The 12,262-nt window shown below is 73.7% G+C and carries 9 protein-coding genes; 4 read left to right on the top strand and 5 right to left on the bottom strand.

Going from position 1 to position 12,262, the window contains the following annotated elements:
* Positions 1-63: 63 nt before the first annotated feature.
* The 4 genes from OG802_RS28170 to OG802_RS28155 all read right to left on the bottom strand — a co-directional run bounded on the left by OG802_RS28170 (position 64) and on the right by OG802_RS28155 (position 5,591).
* Positions 64-1,521, bottom strand: a complete 1,458-nt coding sequence (locus OG802_RS28170; RefSeq protein ID WP_329414911.1) for an NCS2 family permease — start codon at positions 1,519-1,521, stop codon at positions 64-66.
* Between the two features lie 154 nt (positions 1,522-1,675).
* Positions 1,676-4,093, bottom strand: coding sequence for a xanthine dehydrogenase family protein molybdopterin-binding subunit (locus tag OG802_RS28165; RefSeq protein ID WP_329414909.1), 2,418 nt, complete (start codon positions 4,091-4,093; stop codon positions 1,676-1,678).
* A gap of 2 nt (positions 4,094-4,095) precedes the next feature.
* A complete protein-coding gene (locus OG802_RS28160) occupies positions 4,096-4,701 on the bottom strand; it encodes a (2Fe-2S)-binding protein (protein WP_329414908.1) in 606 nt (201 codons plus the stop codon).
* On the bottom strand, positions 4,701-5,591 hold the full coding sequence (locus OG802_RS28155; protein ID WP_329414905.1) for an FAD binding domain-containing protein: 891 nt from the start codon (positions 5,589-5,591) through the stop codon (positions 4,701-4,703). The genes OG802_RS28160 and OG802_RS28155 overlap by 1 nt, the downstream gene beginning before the upstream one ends.
* Before the next feature lie 386 nt (positions 5,592-5,977).
* Between OG802_RS28155 and OG802_RS28150 the strand changes: the two genes are divergently transcribed.
* Both OG802_RS28150 and OG802_RS28145 read left to right on the top strand, forming a co-directional pair.
* A complete protein-coding gene (locus OG802_RS28150) occupies positions 5,978-7,723 on the top strand; it encodes a PucR family transcriptional regulator (RefSeq protein WP_329414903.1) in 1,746 nt (581 codons plus the stop codon).
* Between the two features lie 173 nt (positions 7,724-7,896).
* Positions 7,897-8,682 carry a hypothetical protein gene (locus tag OG802_RS28145; protein ID WP_329414902.1) on the top strand — a complete coding sequence of 262 codons (786 nt, stop codon included), beginning with the start codon at positions 7,897-7,899 and terminating at the stop codon, positions 8,680-8,682.
* A gap of 116 nt (positions 8,683-8,798) precedes the next feature.
* On the opposite strand, the gene OG802_RS28140 is transcribed toward OG802_RS28145, so the two are convergent.
* Complete coding sequence (locus OG802_RS28140) at positions 8,799-9,740, bottom strand: GntR family transcriptional regulator (RefSeq protein ID WP_329414900.1); 942 nt, start codon at positions 9,738-9,740, stop codon at positions 8,799-8,801.
* Positions 9,741-9,940: 200 nt separating this feature from the next.
* Between OG802_RS28140 and OG802_RS28135 the strand changes: the two genes are divergently transcribed.
* Positions 9,941-10,840 (top strand): (2Fe-2S)-binding protein, encoded by a 900-nt coding sequence (locus OG802_RS28135; RefSeq protein WP_329414899.1) that lies wholly within the window; start codon positions 9,941-9,943, stop codon positions 10,838-10,840.
* Between the two features lie 324 nt (positions 10,841-11,164).
* Positions 11,165-12,217 carry a DUF2637 domain-containing protein gene (locus OG802_RS28130; RefSeq protein WP_329414897.1) on the top strand — a complete coding sequence of 351 codons (1,053 nt, stop codon included), beginning with the start codon at positions 11,165-11,167 and terminating at the stop codon, positions 12,215-12,217.
* The last annotated feature ends 45 nt before the right edge of the window (positions 12,218-12,262 follow it).

Genomic DNA, 12,262 nt, shown 5'->3' with positions numbered 1-12,262 from the left:
CTTGAACGCGGTCGTGCGGAGGACGGGTACCCCCTTTCGGCGGGGGGCAAGAGCGGGCGGCTCCTAGTGCACGCCCAGCCAGGCCTCGATGGGGTGCAGGCAGAGGTAGACGAGGAAGATCACCGTCAGGCCCCACATGAAGGCCCCGATCTCCCGTGCCCTGCCCTGTGCCGCCTTGATGGCGACGTAGGAGACGACTCCGGCGGCGACGCCGGTGGTGATGGTGTAGGTGAACGGCATCAGCACGACCGTGAGGAACACCGGGACGGCGGTCGCCCGGTCCGCCCAGTCGACGTGCCGGGCGTTCATCAGCATCATCGCGCCGATGACGACGAGGGCGGCGGAGGCCACCTCCTGCGGGACGATCGCGGTGAGCGGGGTGAAGAACAGGCAGGCCGCGAAGAAGGTCCCGGTGACGACCGAGGCGAGGCCGGTGCGCGCGCCCTCGCCGACGCCCGTCGCCGATTCGATGAACACGGTCTGGCCCGAGCCGCCCGCCACACCGCCGATCGCCCCGCCGGCGCCGTCGATGAACAGCGCCTTGGACAGGCCCGGCATGCGGCCCTTGGCGTCGGCGAGCCCCGCCTCGGCGCCGACGCCGATGATGGTGGCCATCGCGTCGAAGAACCCGGCGAGGACGAGCGTGAAGACGATCATGCCGACGGTCATGGCGCCGACCTGGCCCCAGCCGCCGAACTCCACGTGCCCGAAGAGCGAGAAGTCCGGCATCGAGACGGCGCTGCCGTGCAGTGCGGGGGCGCCGCCCGCCCACTGGCGGGGGTCGACGACCCCGGCCGCGTTGAGGACCGCCGCGACGACCGTGCCGGCGACGATGCCGATGAGGATGGCGCCGGGGACGTCGCGGGCCTGGAGCATGAAGATCAGCAGCAGGGTGCCCGCGAACAGCAGCACCGGCCAGCCCGCGAGTTCGCCCGCGGGGCCGAGGGTGACCGGGGTCGCCCTGCCCTGGTGCACGAACCCGGACTTGTAGAAGCCGATGAGCGCGATGAACAGGCCGATGCCCATGGTGATGCCGTGCTTGAGGGCGAGCGGGATCGCGTTCATGATCATCTCGCGCAGGCCGGTGACGACCAGCAGCATGATGACGACGCCGTACATCACGCACATGCCCATCGCCTGCGGCCAGGTCATCTGGGGCGCGACCTGCGAGGACAGCACCCCGGAGACGGACAGGCCGGCGGCGAGGGCGAGCGGCGCTTTGCCGAAGAAGCCCATCAGCAGCGTGGTGAAGGCGGCGGCGAACGCGGTCGCGGTGATCAGGGCGTTCTGGCCGAGGGTGTCGCCGGCCGCGTCCTTGCCGGACAGGATCAGAGGGTTGAGCAGCAGGATGTACGCCATCGCCATGAAGGTGGTGACGCCGCCGCGCACTTCGCGGGCGACCGTGGAGCCCCGCCCGGATATGTGGAAGTACCGGTCGAGCCAGGACCGTCCGGCCGGGACGCGGGAGCCTTCGCCCGCGTCGTCGGCTGTGGTCCTCGGCTCCAGTGACTGCTGGGTCATGGGCCATCTCCCAAGGTTCAAAGGGACACCCGCGTGGCGTCCGCGCCGGGTGCGGGATTTGGGAAGGGACGACCCGGGGGACGGCCCGAGACGAACAAGGTGGACCGGGGGCGCGAGGCCCCCGGGGAACTGCTGGTCGTGGCCCCGGAAGGGGTCACGTTCCGGTCAGGTGCTCCGGACGTACGGGCGTGCGGTCGAGCTCCAGCCCGGTCGCGTTCCGGATCGCCGCGAGGACGGCCGGGGTCGACGACAGGGTGGGTGCCTCGCCGACGCCACGGAGCCCGTAGGGGGCGTGGTCGTCGGCGAGTTCGAGCACGTCGACCGGGATGGTCGGCGTGTCGAGGATCGTGGGGATCAGGTAGTCGGTGAAGGAGGGGTTGCGCACCTTCGCCGTCTTCGGGTCGACGATGATCTCCTCCATGACGGCGACGCCCAGGCCCTGGGTCGTGCCGCCCTGGATCTGGCCGATGACGGACAGCGGGTTCAGGGCCTTGCCGACGTCCTGGGCGCAGGCCAGCTCGATGACCTTGACCAGTCCCAGTTCGGTGTCGACCTCGACGACCGCGCGGTGCGCGGCGAAGGAGTACTGGACATGGCCGTCGCCCTGCCCGGTGCGCAGGTCGAACGGCTCGGTCGGCCGGTGCCGCCACTCCGCCTCGACCTCGACGGCCTCGTCCCCGAGCACGTCGACGAGGTCGGCCAGGACCTCGCCGCCGTCGGTGACGACCTTGCCGCCCTCCAGGAGGAGTTCGGCGGTGGCCCAGGCGGGGTGGTGGGAGCCGAACCTGCGGCGGCCGATCTCCAGGACCTTCTCCCGCACCAGCTCGCAGGAGTTCTTCACGGCGCCGCCGGTGACGTAGGTCTGCCGGGAGGCCGAGGTCGAGCCGGCGCTGCCGACGGCCGTGTCGGCGGGCTGGATGGTCACCTGGGCGACGCCCAGTTCGGTGCGGGCGATCTGCGCGTGGACGGTGACGCCGCCCTGGCCGACCTCCGCCATGGCCGTGTGGACGGTCGCGACGGGCTCCCCGGCGACGACCTCCATGCGCACCCTGGCGGTGGAGTAGTCGTCGAAGCCCTCGGAGAAGCCCACGTTCTTGATGCCGACCGCGTAGCCCACCCCGCGTACGACACCCTCGCCGTGCGTGGTGTTGGACAGGCCGCCGGGCAGCTGCCGTACGTCCGCGCCCTCGCTGCTCTCCCACTGGCGCTCGGGCGGCATCGGCATCGCCTTGACGCGGCGCAGGAGTTCGGCGACCGGCGCCGGGGAGTCGACCCGCTGCCCGGTGGGCAGGAGGGCGCCCTGTTCCATCGCGTTGCGCTGCCGGAACTCCACCGGGTCCAGGCCGAGTTCTGTGGCGACCTTGTCCATCTGCGCCTCGTAGGCGAAGCACGCCTGGACCGCGCCGAAGCCGCGCATCGCGCCGCACGGCGGGTTGTTGGTGTAGAGGGCGATGGCCTCGACGTCCACGTCGTCGACGACGTAGGGGCCGACGCCGAGCGAGGAGGCGTTGCCGACGACCGCGGGCGACGCGGAGGCGTAGGCGCCGCCGTCGAGCACGATGCGGCACCTGACGTGGGTCAGCCTGCCGTCGCGGGTGGCGCCGTGCTCGTAGTACAGCTTGGCCGGGTGGCGGTGCACATGGCCGAAGAAGGACTCGAAGCGGTTGTAGACGATCTTGACGGGTTTCCCGGTGCGCAGGGCGAGCAGACAGGCGTGGATCTGCATCGACAGGTCCTCGCGGCCGCCGAACGCGCCGCCCACGCCGGCCAGCGTCATGCGCACCTTGCTCTCGGGCAGGCCGAGGACGGGGGCGATCTGGCGCAGGTCGGAGTGCAGCCACTGGGTGGCGACGTAGAGGTGGACGCCGCCGTCCTCCTCGGGCACGGCGAGGCCGGACTCCGGGCCGAGGAAGGCCTGGTCCTGCATGCCGAAGGTGTACTCGCCCCGGACGACGACGTCAGCGCGCCGGGCCGCCGCGTCCGCGTCGCCGCGCACGATGGGCTGGCGGTGGACGATGTTGGGGTGCGGGACGTGGCCGATGTGGTGGTCGTCGCGGTTCTCGTGGATCAGGATCGCGTCCGGCGCGGTCGCGGAGGCCTCGTCGGTGATGACGGGCAGTTCCCGGTACTCCACCTTGATCTTGGCGGCGGCGCGGCGGGCGGTCTCCGGGTGGTCGGCGGCGACGATCGCGACCGGCTCGCCGTGGTGGCGCACCTTGCCGTGCGCCAGGACCGGGGTGTCCTGGATCTCCAGGCCGTAGGTCCTCACCTCGGTGGGCAGGTCGTCGTAGGTCATGACGGCGTAGACGCCCGGGGTGGCCAGGGCCTCGGAGGTGTCGAGGGAGACGATCTCGGCGTGCGCGACGGTGGAGCGCAGGATCTGGCCCCAGAGCATGTCCTCGTGCCACAGGTCGGACGAGTAGGCGAACTCGCCGGTGACCTTGAGGGTGCCGTCGGGGCGCAGCGTGGACTCCCCGATGCCGCCCCTGGTCGGGGAGGCCTGGGTGACCTCGACGGGGGTGCCGAGGGGGGCGCCGCCGGTTCGGGCGGGGCCGCGCGTGGGTGAGGGCATCGTCAGACCGCCTCTCCCTGCCGGGCGGCCGCCAGGCGGACCGCGTCCATGATCTTCTCGTAGCCGGTGCAGCGGCACAGGTTGCCGGAGAGCGCCTCGCGGATGTCCGCGTCGGTCGGGTTGGGGTGGTGTTCGAGCAGTTCGTCGGCGGCGACCAGGAGTCCGGGGGTGCAGAAGCCGCACTGGACGGCGCCGGCGTCGATGAACGCCTGCTGGACCGGGGCGAGTTCGCCGCCGTCGCCGGCCTGGGAGTCGGCGCCCCCGGCCTGCCACGCGCGCGCCTCGTCGAGCGAGGTGCCCGGCGCGGCCGGGGCGTCGCCGCGGGAGCCGGTCGCGCGGTCGTCGCGGCCGGCGCGCCGGCGGGCGTGGTCGGCGAGGCCTTCGACGGTCACGACGTCGCGGCCCTCGACCTGGCCTGCGGCGACCAGGCAGGAGCAGACCGGGACGCCGTCCAGGCGGACCGTGCACGAGCCGCACTCGCCCTGCTCGCAGGCGTTCTTCGAGCCCGGGAGTCCGAGCCGTTCGCGCAGCACGTAGAGCAGGCTCTCGCCCTCCCATACGTCGTCGGCTTCCTGCGGGCGTCCGTTGACGGTGAAGTTGACGCGCATCACGCGGCTCCCTTCGAGGCGCGGCGGGCGCCGCGGTACGACTCCCAGGTCCAGGTGAGCGTCCGGCGGGCCATGACGCCGACCGCGTGGCGGCGGTAGCTCGCGGTGCCGCGGACGTCGTCGATCGGGTTGCAGGCGGCGGCGCAGAGGTCGGCGAACTGCTTGGCGACCGAGGGGGTGATGATCTTGCCGTTGTCCCAGAAGCCGCCCTCCTCGAGGGCCGCCCCGAGGAATTCCTCGGCGGTCGCGGCCCGGACGGGGGTGGGGGCGGCGGAGCCGATGCCGGTGCGCACGGTCCGGGTGTCGGGGTGCAGGGCGAGGCCGAAGGCGCAGACGGCGATGACCATGGCGTTGCGGGTGCCGACCTTGGAGTACTGCTGGGGGCCGTCGGCCTTCTTGACGTGGACGGCGCGGATCAGCTCGTCGGGGGCGAGCGCGTTGCGCTTGACGCCGGTGTAGAAGGCGTCGATCGGGATCCGGCGCGAACCGCGCACCGACTCGGCCTCGACCTCGGCGCCGGCGGCGAGCAGGGCCGGGTGGGCGTCGCCCGCCGGGGAGGCGGTGCCGAGGTTGCCGCCGACGCCGCCGCGGTTGCGGATCTGCGGGGAGGCCACGGTGTGCGAGGCGAGCGCGAGGCCGGGCAGCTCGGCGCGCAGGTGCTCCATGATCCGGGAGTACGGGACGGAGGCACCGAGCCGCACGCTGTCCTCGCCGACCTCCCACTCGTACAGATCGCCGACGCGGTTCAGGTCGAGCAGGTACGCGGGCCTGCGGTGGTCGAAGTTGATCTCGACCATCACGTCGGTGCCACCCGCAATCGGCACAGCCGTGGGATGCGCTGCCTTCGCGGCGAGCGCCTCCTCCCAGCTGGCGGGGCGAAGGAAGTCCATGACCGGCTCTCTTCTTCGTCTCGTGAGTCTCGTGAGTCGTCTCTATCGAGCCAGAATCGGGTGCGGCGGGCCCGGCTCGTTCATGTGCTGTTCACGCGTCGTGGGGCCAGTACACAGCGGCTTGCTCCGACCGGGTCAGTCACGGAAACCATGAAGGAGTTGGCTGGTCCCTTCGGGCATCTTGTAGATTCGTATGAACGGGGGCCTTCCGTGACCTCCTGGTTTTCCTCCGGAAACACGGACGACGGCCCGGCGATCGAAGAACGCGGTTTCTGACGTCCCGCCGCGGCGGCCCGGGCTCCGGGGCGGGACCGGCGGCGGGCCGTCTCCCGTCGCGTCCCTCAGGATTCATCGTAGATTTCGAGACAGAGAACGGCGGCGACGAGATGCGGCTGCGCGCACTTCTGGACACCGATGCGCTGGGCCTCGGGCTCCTCGGCGGCGAGGACGAGCTGGACCGCACGGTGCGCGGGGTCATGACCACCGACCTGCGGGACCCCAGCCGCTACCTCTCCGGGGGCGAGCTGGTGCTGACGGGCCTGGCCTGGCGGCGGGACGCGGCGGACTCCGAGCCGTTCGTACGGATCCTGGTGCAGGCCGGGGTGGCCGCGCTCGCGGCCGGCGAGGCCGAGCTGGGCGACGTCCCGGAGGACCTGGTCGCGGCCTGCGCCCGGCACCGTCTGCCGCTGTTCGCGGTGCACGAGTCGGTGGCCTTCGCGACGATCACCGAGCACGTCGTGCGGCAGGTGTCCGGCGAGCGCGCCGGCGACCTCGCGGCCGTCGTCGACCGGCACCGCCGGATGATGACCTCGGGCCCGGCCGGCGGCGGCCCGGACGTGGTCCTGGACCTGCTCGGCTCCGACCTGGACCTGCGCGCCTGGGTCCTGTCCCCCACCGGGCGGCTCATCGCCGGCCCGAAGACGGCGGGCCCCGGCCTCGCGGCCGAGGTGTGCGCCAAGCTCGCCGCGGAGCAGCTGGCCGCCGTCCGCACCGGCCGGCGCGGCCCGCACCGGGTGATCGTGGGGCAGACGACGTTCTCCCTGTTCCCGATCCGCGGCAGCGGCGGCCGCCCGCCGCACACGCCCCGCATCCCCCCGTCCCCGCAGCCGCCGCGGACCGCGCACGGTCCGGGGGCGGCGGGCGTGCCCGGTGCGCGGGACGTGCGCGACAGCGCCCTGTCGGACTGGCTCCTGGCCGTCGAGGCGGACGCCGGCGACTGGGCGGACGAACGCCTCGACCTGTTGCAGGGCGTCACCCAGCTCATCGCGGTGGAACGCGACCGCCGGGACGCGGCGCGCACGGTGCGCCGCCGTCTCGCGCAGGAGGTGCTGGAGCTGGTCCAGACGGGTGCGGCCCCCGCCGAGATCGCGGCCCGGCTGCGGGTCGCCGCGCCGGTGCTGCTGCCGGGGCTGGGCGCCGCGCCGCACTGGCAGGTGGTGGTGGCCCGGGTGGAGTGGGAGGACGGCGCCGCGGAGGCCGGCCCGGTCGCCCAGTCGCTGCTGGAGGAGATCCTCGTCGACCCCGGAGCCACCGGTCCCGAGCCGTCCGACCGCATCGCCGTCGCCCATACGGGTGACGAGGCCATCGCCCTCGTCCCTCTGCCGGCCATGCCCGCCGAGCACGAGGGCGGCGAGACCGGCGTCCTCGCCGACGCGCTGCTCGCCACCGTGCGGGAGCCGCTGTCCGCGGGACTCGACGGCGACGGGCGGCTCACCCTGGGCGTCAGCGCGGCCGTGCACTCCGCCGAAGGGCTGCGAGGGGCGCTGGAGGAGGCACGGCACGCGCGCCGGGTGGCCGCCGCCCGTCCCGGCCGGGTCTGCGCGGCGGGGCACCAGGAGCTGGCCTCCCACGTCCTGCTGCTCCCGTTCGTCCCCGACGACGTGCGCCGGGCGTTCACCGCCCGCCTCCTGGACCCCCTGCGCGACTACGACCGGCGCCACCGCGCCGAACTGATCCCGACCCTGGAGGCGTTCCTCGACTGCGACGGCTCATGGACCCGCTGCGCCTCCCGGCTGCACCTGCACGTCAACACGCTGCGCTACCGGGTCGGGCGGATCGAGCAGTTGACGAGTCGTGACCTGTCGCGCCTGGAGGACAAGTTGGACTTCTTCCTGGCCCTGCGCATGAGCTGACGGCGCCCGGACACCGCCCGCCGCCCCTCGCCGGCGACTCGGCGCGCACCTGGGAGGACACCGAGTCCCACGACTTTGTGAAATCCTTCACCCGCCCCCTTGGCCCGGCGCCTCGATCCGTGCTGAGATGCGGCCACCACTCATAGCTCGACGGCGCGCTCGGGGAGGGCAACGTGGCGCATTCCGCCATGTCTGGTACCGGAACGACCTCAGGTGACGATCCCCTCCAGACCGCGGTATGGCGGCTGCGCTCGCGGGCCTGCTGGGCCGACGCGGCGGCCCTTGTCCCACCCGGCACGGCCGCGGGCGCGATGCAGCGGGCCGCGCTGCTGGTGGAGCGGTGCCTGTACACCGAGCAGGGCTGGCAGGACGCCGAGGACGCGCTGCGCACGGCGGAGGCCCTCGCCCACGACGACGAGGAGCGCGGCGCGGCCGCCTGTGAACGCGGGCAGCTCGCCTACGCGGCCACGCTGCACGGGGTGCGCGACCGGGCGGACGAGGCGCGGGCCGCGCTGGGCCGGGCGGCGGCGCTGATCCCGCCGGACGCGACGGGCCGGGCGCTGCTGGACTTCCGGCGGGGCCTGGTCGCGGAGAACATCTCGCGTTCCCCGCAGGCCGCGAAGGCCGCGTACCGGCGCGCCCACACGGCGGCCGCCCTGCACTCGGACTCCCTGCTGCTGTCCTTCACCTGGCGTCACCTCGCCGGCCTCGCCCTGCGCGACGGCGAGCTGGCCGAGGCCCGCCACGGCTTCGCCGAATCCCTGCGCATCCGCGAGGAGTTGGGCTATCTCGTCGGCACCGCTCCGGCGCTCGTCTCGCTCGCGGACGCGGAGGTGGAACCGGAGGCGTCACGGCTGCGGGAGGAGGCGCGACGGCTGTTCCGGCTGCTGGGCGGAGTGCCGACCTGGCTGGCCCGTCAACTGGCCCCGCCGGCCGCACCGAGCCCGTCGGGCGTGTGAGGGGCCCGTCCCCGTCCGACGGCGACATCCGCACCCACCGGCCGCACCGCCGCCCGCACCGCGACCTGCGGTGGCGACGAGCGGCGGACGCTCCGCGCGGGACGGTGGCGGGCCGGTCAGCCGGCCGAACCCGCGCAGTGGTCCCGGGTCAGTTTCTGCACCACGTCCAGCTCGCCCGCCGTCAGCGCCTCCAGCAGGGACAGGTGCTCGGCCGCGTCGGCGACGAGGTCGGCCCGTCCGCGCCGCGCGGGCGCGCCGACCGGCGGCCACTGCGACCGCCGGTGCAGATCGTCGGCGACCGCGACCAGTTGCTCGTTGCCGGAGAGGGCGAGCAGCGCGCGGTGGAAGCGCCGGTCGGCCTCCGCGTAGGTGGCACGGCATCCGGTGGCCGCCGCACGCACGCCGGCCTCGGCGAGGGGCCGCAGCTCCGTCCACCGCTCACCGGGCACCGTACGGGCGAGCCGCAGCATCACGGGCACTTCGATCAGCGCCCGCACCTCGGCCAGCTCGGCCAGCTCACGGGCGCCGCGCACGACCACCCGGAACCCGCGGTTGGGGGCGACCTCGACGGCGCCCTCCAGCGCGAGCTGCTGCATCGCCTCGCGCACGGGGGTCGCGGAGACGCCGAAGCGTTCGCCGAGGACCGGGGCGGAGTACACCTCACCCGGCAGCAGCTCGCCCGTGACCAGCGCGGTGCGCAGGGCGTCGAGGATCTGGCCGCGCACCGACGCCCGCTGGATCACCGGACGGGAAGGCGCCGGAGCCGCTCCCACCCGCGCGAGACCGGGAGCGGGGGACGCGGACGAGACCGGCGACCCGGAGGACGCGGAAGAGGAAAGGGGAGAGGGGGAGGGGGAGGGAGACGGGGCCTCGCCGTGCGTGTGCTCGCCGCGCGCCGCGTCCGTCGGCCCGCACCGCTCGCGGTCCGCGTCCTCGCCGTATCCGGCGCCGTACGGGGACGAGCCGGGGCGTGTCTGCGCCGGCACCCGGGCGCGGCCGTCGCCGTCGGGCACCGCCGGGGTCTCCAGCCCGGTGGAGCCCTGCGCGCTCCGCTCCACGAGGCCTCCTCCGGCGTTGTCGGTACTTGGGGTCATTACGACGGGTTGTTACTCGTCCGTCAAGCACCTTAGGCGCACCCGCCGCCTCGGGGGTAACGGGGGCTCTCCACCGGCCGGGGCACGGGGGCGGCCGGACACCCAGGACGAGGGCAGGTAAGGTAAGGCTAACCTGTAGACGCTCCCGGAACGGCGGTACCGGCATGCCCCCAGCCCCCTCGGCCACAGTCCAGTCGGCCGCCATCGCGTCGGCCGCCGCCCCGTCCGTCACCGGGGAGGCCTACGCCCGCCTGACGCGGGCGCTGCCGAGCCTGACGGTCAGGGAGCTGGCGGACACGGAGCCCTTCCCCCGGGGCGGCGGATGGGTCACGGCGGCCGCTCTGGCCGAGGGCGGCGCGGCCCTGGAGACCTTCCTGGCCTGGGACGACGCCCAGGTCGTCCGCGACCACGGCCGCAGGGCCCGCCCGGACGTGGTGGCCGGCTTCGGGCTGCACCGGTACGCCTGGCCCGCCTGCCTGCTGATCACCGTGCCGTGGTTCCTGCACCGGCGGGTCCCCCGGCTCCTCGTGACGGACGTCTCGTACGACCGGAGCGGGGGCGGCATGCGGATGGCCGTCCGCCCGCCGTCCTCCTTCGCGTGCCTGCCGGGCGACCCGGCGGCCCGCACGCCCGGCGCCCGGGTGGTCCCGGACGAGGAGGCGCTGCGCGCGGAGGTCCGGGCGGCGGTGGCCGAGCACCACGAGCCGCTGCTCGCGGCCTTCGGCCCGCGCGCCCGGCGGCGCGGCCGCGCCCTGTGGGGCATGGTCACGGACGAGATCGTCGAAGGGCTCTGGTACGTCGGCGGACTGTTCGGCGACGACGAGGGGGAACGGGCGCGACGGGAACTGGAGCTGCTGCTCCCGGGGGCCACGCGCCCCTACGTCGGCTCGGCGGCCTTCCGTGAGCTGACCGGTCCCGGCGGCGAGTCCCTGCCCACCCGGGACCGGGCGAGCTGCTGCATGTTCTACACCGTGCGCCCGGAGGACACCTGCGCCTCCTGCCCGCGCACCTGCGACGCCGACCGCGTCGCCAGGCTCACCGCCACTGCTCCCGCCGCGAGTTGACGCCGCCTCAGCCGCCGCCGGAGGCGACCCCCGGAACGAAGGCGCGCCGTACGTCCCGTAAGATCACCCGAACGAGACTCCCGTACGGCCACAGGCGATTCACAAAATCCCCACACGTCACGGGAACTTTCCGTGGAACCACCCTTACGGGTAGTCTTATTCGAACTCAACTCCCGCCCCTCATGCGGCAGTTCGAGCAGAACGTCGCCCTGGGCATCCCCTTGCACCTCCTTGGCGGCCTCTTGCCCCGAAACCCCCTGAGGCACGGCGGGATTGGGCCACTATGGCGGGCGTTACGCCCTATCCCAATGCAAGGGACCCCAGATGAGACTTACCGACATATCGCTGAACTGGCTGCTTCCGGGCGCCGTACTGCTCCTGGGCATGCTGGCGGCGGTTGCGGTGCTCGCGCGCGGCAAGCGCTCCTCCGGGGCGAGCGCGAGCGCGGACGACTCGTGGGAGCGCACCGAGGAGCGCCGCAGGCGCAAGGAAGCCATATACGGGACCGCTTCCTACGTCCTCCTGTTCTGCTGTGCGGCCGTGGCCGCCGCCCTCTCCTTCCACGGCCTCGTCGGTTTCGGCCAGCAGAACCTCGGCCTCACCAACGGCTGGGAGTACCTGGTGCCGTTCGGCCTGGACGGCGCGGCGATGTTCTGCTCCGTCCTCGCGGTGCGCGAGGCCAGCCACGGCGACGCGGCTCTCGGCTCCCGGATACTCGTGTGGACGTTCGCCGGGGCGGCGGCCTGGTTCAACTGGGTGCACGCGCCCCGCGGCCTGGGCCACGACGGCGCCCCGCAGTTCTTCTCCGGCATGTCCCTCTCCGCGGCCGTGCTCTTCGACCGGGCCCTGAAGCAGACCCGCCGGGCGGCCCTGCGCGAACAGGGTCTCGTGCCCCGTCCGCTGCCGCAGATCCGCGTCGTGCGCTGGGTCCGCGCCCCCCGCGAGACCTACAGGGCCTGGTCGCTGATGCTGCTCGAGGGCGTGCGCAGCCTGGACGAGGCCGTCGAGGAGGTCCGCGAGGACAAGGCCCGCAAGGAGGAGACCAAGCTGCGCCGTCGCGAGCAGCAGCGGGTCGAGCGGGCGCAGTTGAAGGCGATCAGCCGCGGCCACGGCCGCTTCCCCGGCCGCGGCGGCGGCCGTCAGGTCGAGGCCCAGGCCGCGCTGGAGCGGGCGACGGCCGAGCGTGTCCCCGCGGAGCCTGCCATAGCGAACTCGGCCGAGCAGCTGCCCGTTCGGTCACGGCCCTCCCTCCAGCCCGTTCGCCACAGCTCCGAATCGACGACGGTCGACCTCACCGCGGAGGACGACACGATGGCGCTTCCGCGCCTCGACTCCCTGGAGCGCAAGCTCAAGGACCTGGAGCAGCAGTTCGGCTGACGGCCGGACGGGAATGACGGGAAGGGGGCACGACCACCACGGTCG

Origin of the sequence: Streptomyces sp. NBC_00704 (assembly GCF_036226605.1) — a bacterium.
In the GTDB taxonomy this organism is placed as follows: domain Bacteria; phylum Actinomycetota; class Actinomycetes; order Streptomycetales; family Streptomycetaceae; genus Streptomyces.
The sequence above is the reverse complement of the archived record's forward strand: the minus strand, read 5'-3'. Positions and strand labels throughout refer to the sequence as shown.